15 protein-coding genes and 1 pseudogene are annotated in these 18,398 nt (G+C 57.1%); 7 read left to right on the top strand and 9 right to left on the bottom strand.

Annotated elements, in window-relative coordinates; all coding sequences use genetic code 11:
• Window positions 1-37: 37 nt before the first annotated feature.
• On the bottom strand, window positions 38-1,102 hold the full coding sequence (locus tag ACA056_RS07835) for an ABC transporter substrate-binding protein (protein WP_497271682.1): 1,065 nt from the start codon (window positions 1,100-1,102) through the stop codon (window positions 38-40).
• 349 nt (window positions 1,103-1,451) lie between these two features.
• On the opposite strand from ACA056_RS07835, the gene ACA056_RS07840 reads away from it, so the two are divergent.
• A complete protein-coding gene (locus ACA056_RS07840) occupies window positions 1,452-2,165 on the top strand; it encodes a UTRA domain-containing protein (RefSeq protein WP_415773771.1) in 714 nt (237 codons plus the stop codon).
• Between the two features lie 22 nt (window positions 2,166-2,187).
• Here the strand turns inward: ACA056_RS07840 and ACA056_RS07845 are convergent, their stop codons facing one another.
• Window positions 2,188-2,955, bottom strand: a complete 768-nt coding sequence (locus ACA056_RS07845; RefSeq protein WP_497271684.1) for a DODA-type extradiol aromatic ring-opening family dioxygenase — start codon at window positions 2,953-2,955, stop codon at window positions 2,188-2,190.
• Between the two features lie 103 nt (window positions 2,956-3,058).
• Between ACA056_RS07845 and ACA056_RS07850 the strand changes: the two genes are divergently transcribed.
• Complete coding sequence (locus tag ACA056_RS07850) at window positions 3,059-3,715, top strand: thiopurine S-methyltransferase (RefSeq protein ID WP_497271686.1); 657 nt, start codon at window positions 3,059-3,061, stop codon at window positions 3,713-3,715.
• Between the two features lie 126 nt (window positions 3,716-3,841).
• Here the strand turns inward: ACA056_RS07850 and htpX are convergent, their stop codons facing one another.
• Both htpX and ACA056_RS07860 read right to left on the bottom strand, forming a co-directional pair.
• Window positions 3,842-4,729: a protease HtpX gene (gene htpX, locus ACA056_RS07855; RefSeq protein WP_008145865.1), complete on the bottom strand. Its 888-nt coding sequence runs from the start codon at window positions 4,727-4,729 to the stop codon at window positions 3,842-3,844.
• A gap of 315 nt (window positions 4,730-5,044) precedes the next feature.
• Window positions 5,045-6,256: a pyridoxal phosphate-dependent aminotransferase gene (locus ACA056_RS07860; protein ID WP_008145866.1), complete on the bottom strand. Its 1,212-nt coding sequence runs from the start codon at window positions 6,254-6,256 to the stop codon at window positions 5,045-5,047.
• A gap of 226 nt (window positions 6,257-6,482) precedes the next feature.
• Between ACA056_RS07860 and msrB the strand changes: the two genes are divergently transcribed.
• From msrB to ACA056_RS07875, 3 genes are all read left to right on the top strand, one after another.
• Window positions 6,483-6,878 carry a peptide-methionine (R)-S-oxide reductase MsrB gene (gene msrB / locus ACA056_RS07865; protein ID WP_497271689.1) on the top strand — a complete coding sequence of 132 codons (396 nt, stop codon included), beginning with the start codon at window positions 6,483-6,485 and terminating at the stop codon, window positions 6,876-6,878.
• A 104-nt stretch (window positions 6,879-6,982) separates the two neighbouring features.
• Complete coding sequence (locus ACA056_RS07870) at window positions 6,983-7,468, top strand: glutathione peroxidase (protein ID WP_008002671.1); 486 nt, start codon at window positions 6,983-6,985, stop codon at window positions 7,466-7,468.
• Entirely contained in the window at window positions 7,465-7,926 is a 462-nt protein-coding gene (locus ACA056_RS07875) for a MarR family winged helix-turn-helix transcriptional regulator (RefSeq protein WP_008145868.1), read from the top strand. Before ACA056_RS07870 ends, ACA056_RS07875 begins: the two co-directional genes overlap by 4 nt.
• On the opposite strand, the gene ACA056_RS07880 is transcribed toward ACA056_RS07875, so the two are convergent.
• Complete coding sequence (locus ACA056_RS07880; protein WP_497271692.1) at window positions 7,910-10,231, bottom strand: hybrid sensor histidine kinase/response regulator; 2,322 nt, start codon at window positions 10,229-10,231, stop codon at window positions 7,910-7,912. The genes ACA056_RS07875 and ACA056_RS07880 overlap by 17 nt on opposite strands.
• 166 nt (window positions 10,232-10,397) lie before the next feature.
• Here ACA056_RS07880 and ACA056_RS07885 point away from each other — a divergent pair, with 166 nt between their 5' ends.
• Both ACA056_RS07885 and ACA056_RS07890 read left to right on the top strand, forming a co-directional pair.
• Window positions 10,398-11,288 (top strand): ATP-binding protein, encoded by an 891-nt coding sequence (locus ACA056_RS07885; protein WP_497271694.1) that lies wholly within the window; start codon window positions 10,398-10,400, stop codon window positions 11,286-11,288.
• A complete protein-coding gene (locus ACA056_RS07890) occupies window positions 11,285-11,767 on the top strand; it encodes a GAF domain-containing protein (RefSeq protein WP_076028162.1) in 483 nt (160 codons plus the stop codon). The genes ACA056_RS07885 and ACA056_RS07890 overlap by 4 nt, the downstream gene beginning before the upstream one ends.
• On the opposite strand, the gene ACA056_RS07895 is transcribed toward ACA056_RS07890, so the two are convergent.
• The 4 genes and pseudogenes from ACA056_RS07895 to ACA056_RS07910 form a co-directional block, all read right to left on the bottom strand.
• A complete protein-coding gene (locus tag ACA056_RS07895; protein WP_497271697.1) occupies window positions 11,768-14,716 on the bottom strand; it encodes an HD domain-containing phosphohydrolase in 2,949 nt (982 codons plus the stop codon). It lies immediately after the preceding gene.
• A 49-nt stretch (window positions 14,717-14,765) separates the two neighbouring features.
• Window positions 14,766-15,452: pseudogene (locus ACA056_RS07900) on the bottom strand (response regulator); the annotation flags it as partial.
• 180 nt (window positions 15,453-15,632) lie between these two features.
• Window positions 15,633-17,477: a TniQ family protein gene (locus ACA056_RS07905; protein ID WP_497271699.1), complete on the bottom strand. Its 1,845-nt coding sequence runs from the start codon at window positions 17,475-17,477 to the stop codon at window positions 15,633-15,635.
• Window positions 17,474-18,397 (bottom strand): TniB family NTP-binding protein, encoded by a 924-nt coding sequence (locus ACA056_RS07910; protein ID WP_497271701.1) that lies wholly within the window; start codon window positions 18,395-18,397, stop codon window positions 17,474-17,476. The genes ACA056_RS07905 and ACA056_RS07910 overlap by 4 nt, the downstream gene beginning before the upstream one ends.
• Window position 18,398 lies beyond the last annotated feature (1 nt).

An 18,398-nucleotide genomic window follows, 5' to 3' on the forward strand; every position in this document is an offset into this window, starting at 1 on the left:
GCCTTCGCGAGCAAGCTTCACTCCTACAAGTGCAGCATCACTTCATTTCGACGAGGACTTCTTCGTTCCACTTCTGCGGCAAAGCCTTGGAAGTCTTTTCCCACGCATCCGCGTCTTTGATCGGCGTGACCTTTTTATACTGCTCGTTAGGCAGCAGCTTGGCCTGGACGTCAGCCGGCAGCTTGATGTGCTCGGCACGGATAGGACGGGCGTTGCCTTTCGCCAGGTTGATCTGGCCGGCATCGCTGAAGATGTATTCGCGGGTCAGCTTGGCTGCGTTCGGGTTTTTCGCGTATTTGTTGATGATGGTGGTGTAACCGGAAATCACCGAGCCATCGGATGGAATCAGCACCACGTAATCATCCGGATTCGCCATCTTGGCCTTGTAGCTCAGGCCGTTGAAGTCCCAGACCACGCCGACTTCGATTTCACCCTTTTCCATCGTGGCGATGGTCGGGTTGGCCATGGACAGGCGACCCTGTTTGGCAATGTCTGCGAACAGCAACAGCGCTGGCTGCAGGTTCTTCTCGTCACCACCGTTGGCCAGTGCCGCGGCCAGTACACCGTTGGCGGCCTGGGCGGCGGTGCTCACGTCACCGATGGAAACCTTGTACTTACCGGTTTTCAGGTCAGCCCACTTGGTCGGGGCTTCGGAACCGTGGAGCAGCTTCTTGTTGACGATGAACGCGATGGTGCCGGTGTACGCCAGTGCCCAGTTGCCGTCCTTGTCTTTGGCCCAGTCCGGGACTTGCTCCCAGGTACTTGGCTTGTAAGGTTGCACCACGCCTTGTTTGACCGCGATCGGGCCGAAGGCTGCGCCAACGTCGCCGATGTCAGCGCTGGCGTTATCTTTCTCGGCGGCGAACTTGGCGATTTCCTGTGCCGAGCTCATGTCAGTGTCGATGTGTTTCAGGCCGTAAGTCTTGGCCAGGTCTTCCCAGGTGCCTTTCCAGTTGGCCCAGTCATCGGGCATGCCGACGCTATTGACCGCGCCTTCCGCTTTCGCAGCGGCTTCCAGGGTTTTCAAATCATCAGCGGCCATGGCTGCGGTGCACACGGCAATGGTCGAGCCTAACAGTGATGCCAGGAAAAGTTTTTTCATCCGAAGCTCCTTTGGGCGTTTTCAACGCTGCGATTGCGGTTGTGTTGGTCTAGGTCAGCAATACCTGAGCCAATTTAGGCGCCTCTGATGACATTTTGATGTCGACGACCGGTCGGCCTATATTTTTCGATCGGCAATGCTCAGGCTTCGGAGTAAGCGTAGACCATGGCTAATAGGCTGATATAAAAGGACTTGGCCGTGAAATTGCAGGCGTCTGGATCAACCGTTCGGCGGCTTTGTCATCTGTCAGTCATGTGCAGTGCCTAGGCTTGTCGGGAGTTGAGGGAACTGATTTGAGTCGCGGTTCCGCCCCGAAACAGTGCTGGTCTAGTCCAGATAGGTAACGTTGATGCGCATCGAGACAACCAAAGCGGTGACAGCCATCGGGCAGGTTCTGCAGGAACAGCTCGACCATGGCCTGTTGGCGCCCGGGAGCAAACTGCCGGCCGAGCGCAAACTCAGTGAGTTGTTCGGGACCACCCGGATCACCGTGCGGGAAGCGTTGTTGCAACTGGAGGCTCAGGGGCAGATTTATCGGGAGGAGCGCCGTGGCTGGTTCGTGTCGCCACCGCGCCTGGCCTACAACCTGATGCAGCGCAGTCACTTTCACGCGATGGTCAGTGCGCAGGGGCGGGAGCCGTCCACCGAGGTGATTTCGGCGCGGTTGCAACCGGCGTCGGCGGCGGTCTGTGCCTGGTTGCAGTTGCCGGCGTTGTCGAGCGTGATTCAGATTTGCCGGGCACGACGGATTGATGAGCGGCTGGTGTTGTATGTGGAGCACTATTTGAATCCGCAGTTTTTCCCGGGGATTCTGGATTTCGATTTGAATCAGTCGATTACCGAGTTGTACGCGCGGCATTACGATTTGCATTACGGACGGGTGCGTTTCGAGATTGTGCCGACGGCGTTGTCGGTCGATGCGGCCGCCGCTTTACGGGTGTCGGTGGGGAGCCCGGGGTTGCGCATCGCTCGGGTCAATTACGATCAGCATGAGCGGTTGATTGATTGTGATCTGGAGTTTTGGCGGCACGATGCGATTCATGTCGGGGTTGATGTGGTCTGAGCCTGGCCGCCACAGGTTGAGCTTATCCGAAGCGGTAAATGTCCATGCCCAAGGCCCCCATGGTGAATCCCTTGTGGGTCACGCTGAAGTTTCCTCCGGCGCCGCGGGCAAAATACAACGGCAGCAAATGTTCATCACTGGGATGGTTGCGCACCGCATTCGGTGCTTGCTGACGGTAGTCGTGCAACGCGATTTCGTCGTTGGCAGCGAGTTTTTCGATCATCCAGTCACGAAATGCCTGGGCCCAGGGTTCGACGCTTTCCGGGCCGGCGTGCCAGTCCAGTTCGCGCAGGTTGTGGGTGATGCTCCCGGAACCGATCAGCAGCACGCCGTGTTCGCGCAGACTGGCCAGGGCATGACCGACGCGGGTCTGCAGGGCCGGGCCGCCGCGGGTGGGCAGCGAGACTTGCACCACGGGGATATCGGCTTGTGGATACATCAATGACAAGGGCACCCAGACACCATGGTCGAACGGCCGTTTTGCATCGATGCGTGCGGGCAGGCCATCGCTCTTCAGCAGTTCGACAACCTCTGCGGCCAATTGTGGATTGCCGGGTGCCGGGTATTGCACGTCGAATAACGCCTGCGGAAACCCGCCGAAGTCATGCCAGGTTTCAGGCTGGGGATTGCCGCTGACGAGCAACTCATTGCTTTCCCAGTGCGCAGAAACAATTACGATGGCTTTGGGTTTCGGCAATTCTGCGGCCAGGCGAGCGAGGGCGGGCCCGCTGGCGCCCGGTTCCAGTGCCAACATGGGCGAGCCATGGGATATGTACAGGCTGGGGAACATGAATGAGCTCCTGAGGGGTAAGATGGCATCATCTTCAGTCAGATCATTGATCTAAATCTAATATAAGTTTTAGGGTCTTTTGATCGAATTTTCGGGATTAATTATGCAGCCGGAGTTTTGGCACAAGCGGTGGACGTCGAATCAGATCGGCTTCCACCTGCCGGAAGTGAATCCATATCTGCAACGGTACTGGCCGCAGCTGGGCCTGGAAGAGGGCACACGCGTACTGGTGCCGTTATGTGGGAAAAGCCTGGATTTGCTGTGGCTGGCGAAATGCGGTCACGAGGTGTTGGGCGTCGAGTTGTCTGAAAAAGCGGTGGAAGACTTTTTCCACGAGCATCAATTTGATCCAGACGTCAGCGACCAAGGCCCCTTCACTGTCTATCGGGCGGGCTCGATCGAGATCTGGTGTGGTGATTTCTTCGCGCTGACGGCCGGCGATGTCGCCGATTGCAGTGCGCTGTACGACCGCGCTGCGTTGATCGCCTTGCCACCAAAGATGCGGGAGCAATACGCCGAGCATCTGAAGCGGATTGTGCCGAAGGATTCACTGGGGCTGCTGATTACCCTGGATTACGACCAGACGCAAATGGAGGGACCACCCTTTTCAGTGTTGGATGACGAAGTGCAACGGTTGTTCGGTGCGTCGTGGGCGTTGAAGATTCTGGAGGACCAGGACGTTCTGGGCGAGAGCTGGAAGTTCCTGGAAAGCGGTGTTACGCGGCTTGAAGAGCGGATTTATCGGGTTTCCAGCCGGTAAGGTGTGTTGAGTTTGCTGGCCTCTTCGCGAGCTTGCTCGCGATGGGGCCCGAATGGACACTGCAAAAATCAGCAGACAAAAAAAGGCCCGCATCACTGCGGGCCTTTTCTTTTAGTGCGGAACCTCTCAGCCCCGACGACGCAGTGCGTCGATACGCTCTTCCAGCGGCGGGTGGCTCATGAACATGCGGGCGAACCCTTGTTTGATGCCACCGTTGATGCCGAAAGCCGTCAGGGTGTCCGGCATGTGCACCGGCAGCCCCTGTTCGGCACGCAGGCGTTGCAGGGCGCCGATCATTGCGGCGGTGCCGGCCAGACGTGCACCGGCTTCGTCTGCACGGAATTCGCGTTTACGCGAGAACCACATGACGATGGCGCTGGCCAGAATGCCCAGAACCAGCTCGGCGAAGATGGTCGCCACGTAGTAGGCGATGCCCTGGCCTTCTTCGTTCTTGAAGATCACTTTGTCGACAAAGTTGCCGATGATCCGTGCGAAGAACATCACGAAGGTGTTCACCACGCCCTGGACCAATGCCAGGGTGACCATGTCGCCATTGGCTACGTGGCCGATTTCGTGGGCCAGAACGGCCTTGACTTCATCTGGCGAGAAACGCTCGAGCAACCCCTGGCTGACCGCGACCAACGCGTCGTTCTTGTTCCAGCCGGTGGCAAAGGCGTTCGCCTCGTAGGCCGGGAAAATACCGACTTCGGGCATCTTGATCCCGGCTTCCCGGGACAATTGCTCGACGGTTTGCAGCAGCCATTGCTCGTGACGTGTGCGCGGCTGGCTGATGATTTGGGTGCTGGTGCTCATCTTCGCCATCCACTTGGAGATGAACAGCGAGAACAGCGAACCGGCGAAACCAAAGACCGCACAGAAAATCAGCAGCTGATTGAGGTTGAGATCAACCCCATTGGCCGCCATGAACCCGTTGAAGCCGAAAAGGCTCAGGGTGATGCTGGCAATCAGCACGACCGCCAGGTTAGTGGCCAAAAACAGCAGGATGCGCATCATGGTTGTAGAAATCTCCTCATGCTAAAGATGTAGCGTACTGCGGGGTATATAAGGTGCTGACCCGGGCTATTCAACCGGGTGACTATTTCAAACTGTGTCCTACGGCAACAGTCTAGCTGTTTGAAGGGCATTTCCGACGTCGATGCGGGAAGCGTTTGTCAGCCAATTAACGTCGTAAGCCCCGCCGTTGTTAGACGCGAGCACGCACGAGTCATCAGTCAGTGATTGAAGAAGCGATGTTCGGCAGGGCGCAAAGAAATGTTGCTGAATCAATCACCGTGCGACTTGCACAAGCGTCGCACGGTGACAGGCAGGTTACTGGCGATAGGACTTGAGGAAGTTGCCGATACGTCCGATGGCCATATCCAGCTCGTCCACGCGCGGCAGGGTCACCACACGGAAGTGGTCCGGCCATGGCCAGTTGAAGGCGGTGCCTTGTACCACCAGCAGCTTCTCTGACAGCAGCAGGTCGAGCACGAATTTCTCGTCGTTATGGATCGGGCAGACTTTCGGGTCGATCCGTGGGAACGCATACAGCGCGCCCATTGGCTTGACGCAGCTCACGCCGGGAATGTCGTTGAGCAGTTCCCAGGTGCGATTGCGCTGTTCCAACAGTCGTCCGTTGGGCAATACCAGATCATTGATGCTCTGGTAGCCGCCGAGGGCGGTCTGGATCGCATGCTGGCTCGGCACGTTGGCACACAGGCGCATGTTCGCCAGCATGTCGATGCCTTCGATATAGCTCTGGGCATGGTGTTTCGGGCCGGAAATGGCAATCCAGCCGGAACGGAAACCCGCCACGCGATAAGACTTGGACAGACCGTTGAACGTCAGGCACAGCAGGTCTGGCGCCAGGGACGCCGTGCAGATGTGCACGGCATCGTCGTACAGAATCTTGTCGTAGATCTCGTCGGAAAAAACCACCAGGTTGTGCTGACGGGCGAGTTCCAGCATGCCCAACAGGACTTCTTTCGAATACACCGCGCCCGTCGGGTTGTTCGGGTTGATGATCACCAGTGCCTTGGTGTTCGGGGTGATCTTGGCCTTGATGTCGGCCAGGTCCGGCCACCAGTTAGCCTGCTCGTCGCACAGGTAATGCACCGGGTTGCCGCCCGAGAGGCTCACCGCGGCGGTCCACAGCGGGTAGTCCGGGGCCGGCACCAGCACTTCGTCGCCGTTGTTGAGCAGGGCCTGCAGCGACATCACGATCAGCTCGGAAACACCGTTGCCCAAATAGATGTCTTCAATGCCGACGCCTTCTACCTGCTTTTGCTGGTAGTACTGCATCACGGCCTTGCGGGCGCTGAACAGGCCTTTGGAATCGCTGTAGCCCTGAGCAGTCGGCAGGTTGCGGATGACGTCCTGAAGGATTTCATCCGGCGCTTCGAAACCAAAAGGCGCCGGGTTGCCGATGTTCAGCTTGAGGATGCGATGGCCTTCCTCTTCCAGGCGTTTGGCGTGCTTGAGCACTGGGCCGCGAATGTCGTAGCAGACGTTGGCGAGCTTGTTCGATTTGCTGACCTGCATGGCGATGTGTTCCCGAAAATGAACGATCCAGGCGGCGTATGAACAACCGCACTGGGAATCCTGCGTATTCACACAGGCCTGACGCCTTGAGAGGCAGCACCCATAAATCCGTTTGAATGCGCGTGGTCTGGCTGCCAGACTGGCGTATGACGAGGCGCAATCATACGTGCCGCCCGATCCGTGGAAAAGGTTCAGATCGGGCTTTTTCAGCTGCTGAGGTGTGATGATGGAAAAGTTGGAAAAAACCCTGGAAGAATGGCGGGCGATGCTCGATCCGGAGCAGTACAACGTTTGCCGCCTCAAAGGCACCGAACGGCCGTTCTCCGGCAAATACAACGACAGCAAGGTCGACGGCATTTACCACTGCATCTGCTGCAACGAGCCGCTGTTCGACTCCAAAACCAAATTCGACTCCGGCTGCGGCTGGCCGAGCTTCTATGCGCCGATCGGTGACAGCGCCATGGTCGAGATCCGTGACGTCAGCCACGGCATGATCCGCACCGAAGTGGTCTGTGCCAAATGCGATGCGCATCTGGGGCACGTGTTCCCGGACGGCCCGCCGCCGACCGGCCTGCGTTATTGCATCAACTCGGTGTGCCTGGACCTGGTACCCCGCAGGTAATAAGCCAGGGGGCGATCCGATGATCGCCCTTCGGATATTTAAATTGCACACAATTCAATTGCTCGCTATGTTTGTCTCATCTTCCCTCATTTAGAGTCCGAACCATGAGCGACAACCTGCTGAGCATCCCTTGCACCACCATCAAGGGTGAGCAAAAGACCCTGGCTGATTTCGCCGGCAAGGCCGTGTTGGTGGTCAATACCGCGAGCAAATGCGGCTTCACCCCGCAGTACAAAGGCCTCGAAGAGTTGTGGCAGACCTACAAGGATCAAGGTCTGGTGGTGCTGGGCTTTCCGTGTAACCAGTTCGGCAAGCAAGAGCCAGGCAACGAAGGGGCTATTTCCGAGTTCTGCGAGTTGAACTTCGGCGTCAGTTTTCCGCTGTTCAAAAAGATTGAAGTCAATGGCGCCGGCGCCCATCCGCTGTTCGTTCAACTGAAAAAGCGCGCGCCGGGTGTGCTGGGTTCTCAGGGCATCAAGTGGAACTTCACCAAGTTTCTGATTGGCAAGGATGGCCAGTTGGTCAAGCGCTTCGCCCCGGCGACCAAGCCGCAGGACCTGACCCGCGAGATCGAAGCCCTGCTCAAATGAACACCTTGTCAGTCGATTCCCTGAAGCTTGACAGTCAACTGTGCTTCAAGCTGTACGCCGCTTCCCGGGCGGTGATCCGCGCCTACAAGCCTATGCTCGATCAGCTCGGCCTGACCTACCCGCAATACCTGGCGATGCTGGTGTTGTGGGAATGGCAGGAGGCAGCCCCGGAGCAGCCGACGGTCAAGGCATTGGGCGAACGCCTGGCGCTGGATTCCGGCACGCTGACGCCGTTGCTCAAGCGTCTTGAGCAACTGCAACTGGTTCAGCGTCAGCGCTCGGCGCGGGACGAGCGTGAAGTGCACTTGAGCCTGTCGCCAACCGGCAAGGCCTTGCGCGATCAGGTCGGGCCGCTCAAGGCCCGTCTGTTGTGTGACAGCGGTGTGGATCTGGATCGCCTGAATGATCTGCGCGATGGTCTTGATCACCTTTTGGGGCAAATCAAAGCACTGTCGTAGTAGGGACCCACAAGTCCAGCAGGGCAGCCAACTCTTCCCGGCGGAAGGGTTTTGCCAGGTAATCGCTCATGCCTGCCGCACGACAGCGTTCGCGCTCTTCGGACATGGCGTTGGCGGTCAGGGCGACGATGGGCAGCTGCGGCCAGCGTCCGCTGCGACGGATTTGCCGACTGGCCTCGTAGCCGTCCATCACCGGCATGTTGCAGTCCATCAGCACCAGATCGAATTCGCTCTGCTCCAGCTGATCCAGCGCCTCGCCACCGTGACCGGCGACAATCACCTCGCAACCGAGTTTTCCGAGCATCCCCTTGGCCACCAGTTGGTTGACCGGATTGTCCTCCACCAGCAGCACGCGTCCGCGTCGTTGTGGGGAGAGGGCGTCGAGCCGGGCACCGTTGATCGTGTTGAGTTCCGGTTGCAGGATTCGCCGTAGTGTCTGGTACAGCGCGTTGCGTGCCAGAGGCCGCGCCTGTTGCTGTAAGGGGGCGAGGGCGAGGGCTTCTTCGCTGGGCATGAAACTGCCGTAAGCGGTGACCAGCAGAATGGGGGCTGTACACGAGGGGCGCAGGCCAAACAGGCATTCGGGGCAATCGGTAATCAGTACATCCGGGTTCAGGCCCAGCAACGAGTCATCGATGGAACGCTGCTCATAGTCGAGCCCCCAGCCGGGCAACACACTGTTCAACAGTTCTGCCAGACCACTGCTGGCGGCGGTGATGGCGATGACCTTGCCCTGTAAATAGGCCGGGGCAAGGGCGCGGGTGTGGCTGGGCAGCGGCAGATCCGCACAGAACTGGCTGCCGAAGCCTGCTTCCGAGCTGATGGTGAGGCGCCCTTGCATGGCTTCGCACAGGTTGTAGGTCAGTGCCAGGCCCAACCCGGTCCCGCCGAATTGCCGGGTAATGCCAGCACCCGCTTGCGTGAAGGGCTGGAAGATCTTGACCTGGGCGTCCTGGGCGATACCGATGCCGGTGTCGCAGACTTCGATTCTGACGCCGTCCTCGAATGTCGACAGGCGCACATCGACCCGACCGAAACGGGTGAACTTGAGGGCGTTGGACAAGAGATTGCTGACGATCTGTCGGACCCGGGTCGGATCCCCGACCACCAGGGCCGGAAAGTGCGGGTCGATCAGGCAGCTCAGCTCGACACTCGGCGCGGCGTTTTGCGATAGCAGGTTGGCGGTGTCCTCGATCAGCGAACCGAGGTCGAACGGAATATGTTCGAGCTCCAGCTGGCCGGCATCGAACTTCGACAAATCGAGAATATCGTTGAGCAGTTCCACCAGTACTTTGCCCGAGTCATGGGCGATGGACAGCTGTTGCTGTTGCTCGGCATTGAGCGGGCCGTCCAGGGACAGCGCGATCATCCCCAGCAGGCCATTGAGCGGTGTGCGGATCTCGTGGCTCATGTTGGCCAGGAACACCGAGCGCGCTTCGGCCATGTCCAGGGCGGTGCTGCGGGCGACTTCCAGCTCCTGATTGGATTGGCTGAGCCGGGAGTTGATCGCCTTGAGTTCCGCGGTGCGGGCCGAGACGATGTTCTCCAGTTGCCCGAGGTAGTCGGTCAGGCGGTTTTCGGCGTTGCGTCGCTGCTGGATTTCGGTGGCGATGTTTTCGAATTGTTGATTGGTAACTTTGACCAGTACACCGATTTCATCGTTTTCATGGTCCGTCGGACACTCCAGCGACGTCGACTCCGCGCTGCGCGGGTCGCGACTGCTGAGTTCACGGATGACCCGCACCAACGGCTTGGTCAGCATCACATAGAACAGCGCCAGCAGGATGCCGGTCAGCAGCAGGCTGCGAGCGAAACCATTGAGCAGGGTCACCTCGGCCCGACGCAGGAACCGGTTGCCGAATGAATAGGTGTCGACGTCCAGACGCAGGGTGCCGAGGGATTCGGTCGGCAAGTGATCCAGGTAGAGACGGTCTTCGAACTGTCGGTTGGCGCCGAACAGGAAGTCACTGATCACCCGATAACCGCTTTGCACGCCTGGGCGTTTGACGTTGGCCAGCACGGTATTGTTGTTGTCGGTCAATTGCGCACCGATGATCGCCGGCGAGCGCAACAGGCCCAGGGTCAGTTCCTGAGCAAGTTCGGCGTCGATGTTGTAGGCGATACGAGACGCGGGGTTATGGCTGATTTCCAGCAAAGACAGGATTTCGCGGTTGATGGAGGCGTCTTCACTGGCATAATCGATGCCTATTTGCAGCAGACTGAGCAGCGTGCCCAGAATGAAACCGACCAGCACGGTAAGCCGGGCTTGCTTATAGGACAGCCGGTTGGTGAACTTGATATCCATGGGGTGTTGAACCACTTCCGTTTCCCTTCGCTGCTCAAGCATAGTCGATCATGCATGGATACCGATGTTCTCGCGAGCCCTTGTACAAAGGGATGAAGCGGACACCGGACGCTGTGTTTCGTCGCTGTATCGCCATCATTACTGTGAACGTGCCCGAGGAGAAGACGTGGATTCCCGATTAAATGCTTTTCTTGAACGCGCCGATGCCGTTTTGGCCCGTATCGAACCACTGCTGCCCGCCCCTCGGCAAGCTATCGACTGGAATCATTGCCTTGCCGCGCGCTGGCAGCGCGAGGGTCGCAGCGGATTTCTGTTGCCGCTGGAAGTCAGCCTCGACATGCGTTTGTCCGACCTGATCGGTGTCGACCGGCAACTGGAGCAACTGGGGCGGAATACCCAACAGTTCCTCGATGGCATGCCGGCCAACCACGCTTTGCTCTGGGGCTCGCGCGGCACCGGTAAATCATCGCTGGTTCGTGCCTTGCTGGCCGAACACGCGAAGGCCGGTCTGCGGCTGATCGAGATCGAACGCGATCACCTGGCGGACTTGCCGCGAGTGGTCGAACAGATCGCCAAGCTGCCCCAGCGTTTCGTGCTGTTCTGCGATGACCTGTCGTTCGAGTCGGGCGAGGGCGATTATCGCGTGCTCAAAAGCGTGCTCGACGGCTCTCTCGAACAGGCGCCGGATAACGTTTTGTTGTACGCCACGTCCAACCGTCGCCATTTGGTCCCGGAAAAGGAAAGCGATAACGAAAACTGGAAAAGGGTCGATGGCGAACTCCACCCCAGCGAGGCGGTGGAAGACAAGATTGCGCTGTCGGATCGTTTTGGATTGTGGCTGTCGTTCTATCCGTTTACCCAGGAACACTTCCTCAACGTCGTCGAACACTGGATCGGTCAACTGGCCGACAAGGCGGGCCTAAAGTGGCAGCGAGACGAAGAACTGGACATCCTCGCGGTACGCTGGGCCACGGGCCGCGGTAATCGCAACGGACGTTGCGCGTATCAATTTGCCCGCTATTGGGTCGGGCTGAAGTTGTTGGAGCACAAGGCATGATCGATTTACAAAAGAGCGGCCAGGGCCTCGAAGGCTATGGCATGCTGTGGGCGCAATTGGAGTCATTGCTGGCGGACGAGCGGGATTTCATTGCCAACGCCGCGCAGTTCTCGGCGTTCCTGTTCAACCAGCTCGATGACCTGAACTGGGCCGGGTTCTACCTCAATCGCAACGAAGAGCTGGTGCTTGGCCCGTTTCAGGGACAAATCGCCTGCGTGCGGATTCCGTTCGGCCGGGGCGTGTGCGGAGCGGCGGCGGCCACCTTGCAGACCCAGTTGGTCGAGGATGTGCACGCGTTTCCCGGACACATCGCTTGCGACAGCGCGTCGAACAGCGAGCTGGTCGTGCCACTGGTCAAGGACGGTCGCCTGATCGGCGTGCTGGACCTCGACAGCCCGAAACTGGCGCGTTTTACCGCTGAAGATCAGGCCGGTATCGAGCAATTGGCGGCGATTTTCCTGCGCCTGACCGACTGCTGATCATGCCCGCAAGCCTGCCTTGACCAGCAGGCTTGTCGGATCAACCGCATCGATCTGTTGGGGATCGAGGAATCGATCGGCGTACTGCAAGTAGATTTGCGCGTTGATGAACAGCCCGAACAACTCAGGATCGATGTGGGCATCCCGGCACATGGTGGCCATGATGCCCAGCGCTTCGCTCAAGGACTTGGCTTTCTTGTAGGGGCGATCGGCGGCGGTCAGTGCTTCGAAAATATCGGCAATCGCCATCATTCGCGCCGGCAGGCTCATTTCTTCGCGCTTCAACTGTTTGGGATACCCGGTGCCGTCCATTTTCTCGTGGTGGCCGCCGGCGATCTCCGCGACGTTAGTGAGGTGGCCGGGGAAGGGCAGGTGGCTGAGCATCAGAATCGTCTGCACCATGTGGTGATTGATGATGTAACGCTCCTCGCGGGTCAGGGTGCCTCGGGCAACGCTCAGGTTGTAGAGCTCGCCCCGGTTGTACTTGTAGGGCGGCACATCGAGTTTGAACCCCCAGGGATTATCCTCCGGAATCAGTTCGGCTTCGGCCCGTTCGAACAGGTGCTCGGGTTTGTCCGCCAGCAATGGCTCGCTGACCGGCAGTGTCGGTGCCGGGGTCCGCGCCTGACGCCGGTTCTCTTCCCAGGAAACGCCCAGCCGGTCATCCAGGGTTCGGGTCCAGGTGCGTTGGGCGATGCTGCGCAGGCGTTGCAGGTCGGACTCGGCCATCGCCTCGCCACCCAGGTTGCAGCGGGCAACGAACGCGAAATCATCGTCCAGCCCCGCCAGCGTGGTGTTGCGCAGTTCGGCCAAGTGCTGCTCGTCACCGCCCAGGGCCATGGCTTGCCAATAGCTGATCCAGGCATCGCGCTTGAGCACTTCAAAGCGGGTGCGGATTTCGTGAATACGGTCGTTAAGGGTTTCCAGCTTCGTGGCTTTATCGACCACATATTCCGGCGTGGTGACCTTGCCGCAGTCATGCAGCCAGGCGGCGATGTGCAGCGCTTCCCATTCATCTTCGGTGGGTTGATAGCCACTGAAGGCCGGGTCTTGGCTGGCAGCGGCGGCTTGGGCGAGCATCAGGGTCAGCGCTGGCACTCGCTGGCAGTGACCGCCGGTATAGGGGCTTTTGGCGTCAATCGCCCCCGCCAGCAGTTGAATGAAGGAATCCAGCAGTTGTTTTTGTTTGGCTTGCAGACGCTGACTTTCAATACTCACGGCGGCCGCGCCGGACACAGCCTGGAGGAACGCGATGCGGTCCGGGCGAAGTTTCTCCAGATCGCTCTGGTTGCCGGTATCGGCCAACAGGAGGATCAGCAAGCCCACGGTTTCGTTATGACGATTGTGCAGCCGAATACCGATCAGATGAACGCGGGGACACTCCAGCGCATGCAACACCTTCTGCAAATCCCCGGCCTCTTCGAAACCCAGCGTGGTGACGACGTTGTCGGCATTCGACAGCTGTTGTAGCCATGCAGGGCTTTGCGGAGCCTGGAGTTCGTGTCCTCGAAGATCAAACGACGGCAATGCCCGTGAGGTGCCGTTGACGACCAGGCCATGGGGCTCCATGCGATCGCCATCACTTTCGCGCAGGTAGATCAGACCGGCCTGGGCCTGGCCGATTTTCACGGTTTCAAACAATACCCGTTCCAGCAAGGGGGCGAAGCGGGTCTCGGCGCTCAGGCTGTCGGTGATCTGGAAAAAACTCGCCAGGGTGTTTTTCATGCGCGTCATCGACACGCTCAGTTGGTCGACTTCGAGCACGGGAGAGCGACGTGAGGCCGGAAAGTTGAAGTCGAAACTGCGAACCGCATCGGCCTCCCTTACCAGCGCGCGCAGGGGTTTGACCAGAATCCGCGAGGTCAGCCAACCCAGCGGCAGGCACAGCAACAGCGTGGCCAGGGTAATCAGCGCGCCTTGCCAGCGCATGCGGTAGGCATCGGCGAGTAACTCATCTTCCGGCACCAGCAGCGCCAGTTGCAGCCCCTGAGGGCCGCCCTCTTGCATGCGGCTGCGGGCAACGATCCATTGACGACCGGCGACATCCAGGCGATTACCTGCGGGGGGATTGTTGAGCAATGCGCCGAGGCTGGGGCTCAGGTCGGCGGCTTTGATCAGGCGGGCAGTCTGATCGTCGATGATCAGTTTGCTGCTGTCGGGATACGCGATGGCATTCCCTTCAGCATCGAACAGCACTATTTCGGTACTGGGGGTCACAACATGTTTGGCCAGGGTTGCGGAGAGTTCCACCAGGGTCAGATCGGCACCCATGACAGCCTGTTCGCCATTGCGCCGAGCCAGGGTAGTGCCGACATTGTGGGTGGAGAAAAAGATGTAGGGTTCGGTAGTGATCTGATCGCTGTTGCTGCGGGCGTTGGCATACCAGGCGCGGGTTCGCGGATCGTAGGTTTCGTCGGGGTTGTCCTGGCGGCTGATGAGGGCCAGATCCTGATCGAAAAACAATGATTGGGAGCGGACCTGACCGCTGTTGCCTGTTCGCTCAATGCTCCACACCTGATAAGCCGCAGTGTCCGGTGCCTTGAGGAGCGTTTTCAGGTCGGGGGTTCGCAAGGGCCGAACCATGAAGAAATCACCATTGCCATAGCCCAGATACAACGAGGCCAGGTCAGGGTTGTCCTTGAGCGACTGGCTGAAGGGTTTGAGCAGCGCCAGGCGTTGCGCAAGGTCAGGTGCCTGGGTCGCGGGGTATTCCGTCAGCAGGGTCAGCAGATGGCGAATCGGCTCATAGGTAGCGTGCAGGTCGAGACGGACGTCCTGCTCGATGCGGTTGAAGAGCTTTTCACTGCTGGAAAGAATGATTTGCGTGGTTTGCCGGTAGTTGAAAACGCCCAGCACCACGCCCGTCAGCAACAGCAGGAGAGTGAACATCACACTGATATGGACGTGCAGGGGAAACCGTCGTTGATCCGGGCGCAGTGGGCTGGGCATTGCAGGTCTCTCCATGATGGTTAACGCACTGCTCAGCGTCCAAGCATAGTTAAGGCTCTGTCATTCTGCTTTTGGCGTTTTGGCCGATCTGTTGCTGCAATGCTTGCTCCAGTTCGAGCATGGCGCGCTCTATAGCCTTGCTGCAATCGGCCACTTCGTCGTGATGGAACACTTCATGGCAGGCCTTTTCCAGAGCCTCGCAGCTGTCGATCACCCTGGACGCCTGGACGATTCGGGCGGCGCCCTTGATTTTGTGGGCGACGTCGAGAAATGACTGAGGCTCTTTGGAGGGGGAAAGCGCCAGCAGTTCTTGTCGGTCCAGACGGTTGCTGTTCAACAGTTCGGTCAACAATCGCTGGTCCAATACCGGATCTCCGCCGGTCAAAAGACGCAGTCCTTGCAGGCTGAACGCGGGATCGCGGACGGTTGGCCTGATACCTTCAACCCACTGACTCAAGGCTGTCAGGGTAAGGGGCTTGAACAGGCAGTCGTCCATCCCGGCTTGTTTGCAGCGTTGTATTTCTTCCGGCTGTGCGTTGGCGGTAAAACCCAGCACGGTACAGGGCGGGCGGTGCGTTTGCTGTTCATGTCGGCGAATGGCGCGGGCCAGTTCGTATCCGTTCATGATCGGCATGTTGCAATCGACAATCACCAGATCGAACGGCTCAACTTCCCATGCCTGAAATCCCGCCTGGCCATCCGGCGCGACGCTGAATCGGTGACCCAGCGCTTGAATTCATTAGAAATGGAAATGCTCTTGAACATAATCAATGACTTAATATCGGTCTACCATTAAAAATGGAATGGAAAAAATCATTAGATATGGAATTATGCATACGGTGGTTCAATAGTTTTAAAAATAGGGTGTTTTTTGGAGGCGAGTAGGGGGTGCTCGAGGGAGGTTCAATCTTTATAGCTAAATCTCGACCAGAATTTGCGGGCGCTTTGCGGAAGTGTAGATGGTGGTGTATTTCAGTTTCTCTTGTTTTACCAGATCTATAACGAGACTTTCTGAAATATTCAAAAGCTTGCCTGCTTCCAAGCACGACATGTATTTTTTTAAATGAGCGCCCATAAAATCCAAGCTCTTGACAGTAACAAATCTCACTCTGCAAATGTCGATCTTTTCGATAAGGTTTGATCTGATAAAGCGGAGGTTAAGCGCATGCTGATGGGTATTAAGTCGATTTGCAGCCGCTTTTAGTGTGATATGGACGGCGAGCCACTGCTGGAGTTTTGATCGCTGGAGTAGGGAAAGTTCCTTCGAAGGGGTACTGCATTCGCAATACGCTTTCAGGATGTGGTACAAAACTGTAACGCTGATATCGAGTTGGTCAGCTATGATTCTCAGCTGTTGAATGGCTGGAGAACATTTACTTTTTTTGATTTTAAAGTTTTTCAGTATCTCTCTCATTCGATCGAGGTCCATGCTATCTCTAAGGTAGATGGCTGGTTCTTCGAGGTGACGGTCATAAGCGTGTATCAAATTGAGATGGCCGCTTATTCTATTCAAGGTTCTTCTGGAGATGTTGAGCAAATCGGAGACTTCGCTGTAAAACACGAAGCGCGTTCTGAAATCGGTAATCGATGTATTAGGTATAAAGTACACACGGTCGCCGATGATTGTGTTGGGGAAAAAACCTCGTTTAACAGCGGCAGCCATCGAGGTTGTCGTGGTCTTGAGTAGAACGGCTGCCGTGCCAAGCGAACTGTGTTCTTCTGTACGCTGCGAGATGCGATGCCGGCGGGTGGGTTCCAGTCCTGCTCGAATGACTGCGCACAGATTGGGGTGGCTATAGGCGATTGTATTTTGAGTTGGAAAACGTTCGTTCAGTATCGACATTTCAGTAATCAATGCTCGGGTGCGTGCTACACCTGCGCCGATGGCGTATTGCAATTGACGGAACGAGAGCTTGATCGAACTGCAACAGTTTTTCCTTTGGCAGGGACCGGAGAGACCGAGATTTGTCATCAGATAATCGATTGCATGCTGCCGAAGTGCAGGGTCATTGACTGTTGCCCAAACGGACTGAAACGCGCTGACCGGAAGTTGGCGGTAGGTGCTCAAGTCGACTTGAATGGCATGCTGGATTTGCGCATAGAACTGCTCAAGCGGCGCACATTCGATGTGATAAGGCTCAGCTATTTTAATTTTTTGTACTTCATCAAAAAAATAACCGTTGATCGTGCTGCTGGCGTCCTGAACGCCGAAGCTCGAGGGAATAGTTATCTGGAGTCTTTGCCGGTATGGAGTGATCTCTGCTTCTGCCAGGTTAAACCCGCATTCGCAAGTAAAACCACAGATTTTTTTCCACTCATTGACTCGGCCGCAATGGGGGCAAGACGGTGTCAGTAGCACATTGTGTGCTGGGCAAAAATCAAAAAATACGAAATCTTGGGGATCCCTTGAGTAGCCCAATTTGAGGCACACCGGACACGAGAGAAACTGGCGTCTCAAAGACCGTGTAGACACATCATGGTTGTGTACTTTTATATGGCATCCGCGCAAACGTTGTTGTGCCGGAAGTACGTAAAAGATTTCGCGTAAATCGTCTGTCAGGCACGGTGCTTCGTTGCACAAAAGGTCGAACAGCGGTTGATCCCTGAGCCGAAGGTCCAGCACGCGCGAGGATAAGGATATGTCCAAGGTTTTGCACATGTCGCACACGTTCTGATACCCGTTGCGTTTCGCGGTGCGTATAAGAATGCTCGTCGGACTTTCCAGGTAAAATGGACGTGCGACAAAAGACAGCACGTTCATTTGCTGATCGCCTTGATAACCCGTTTAGTGCTGATCAAAAACGGGTTGAGCGTTTTCTCAATCCGCTCGGGAAGGTCCAGCACCTCTACCGTACTGGAGAAATCCAGAATGTTTAGCACCCCATCGCCTCGTATCAGTGCCCGTTTGAATGCTCCATGTAAAAGGCGACGGATGCAGCGCATATTGCCGCCGCTAGCCATATAGATGGCGTCGGACATATGTTGGTCCGCCAGATACAGATCAGACTGGAGGTTTCCCAACTTGACGATTTCCGCTGAAAACATAGCCAAGATGGTTCTGAATTCGGAGTGAGGGTCGGCGCTGTAGGCCAGGTGAGACAAGTTGATACGGTACGGATAACGGGCTGAAAGTTGCGCCAGTGGCGTGATGATCTTGTCGTTGGTGGGTTCACCTGACAGCAGAAACGTGATTCTGCTCTGATTTAACATGTATTTAATCCAGTTGCAGGTTTCCGCCTTGGTTTTCTCAGCCCCTTTCTCGGCGAAGTTTTGAAATTCATCCAATATGACCAATTGCGTTTCCCGGGATTTTAAAGCTGTCAGGATCCGTTGTTGGAGGGATGACACTGTGCCGCCCGTCGAAACCTTGAATTCCTCTAGAATGGCAACCGCCACTGAGTTTATGGTCGGGCGAGGAGGCAATTCCAAGTAGAGGCAAGGTAAGGTGGTGACCCATCCTTCGGCTCTCAACAACGGCGTAGGGGGGCCCAAGAGCTGCACTAATCGAGTGCAGATACTGGATTTTCCAGTCCCGCTCTCGCCCATTAACATTGGGCAGGAGGGCTCCCCGCATTCAATGGTAGTCTGCATACTGGTCATGATCGTATCAATCGCATGCTGGTATTGAGAATGCAGAATTGTGAACTCGCTAAATGTTTTTAACGTGGTAGTAATGTCCACA

The sequence above is a fragment of the Pseudomonas sp. LBUM1666 genome, assembly GCF_059695775.1.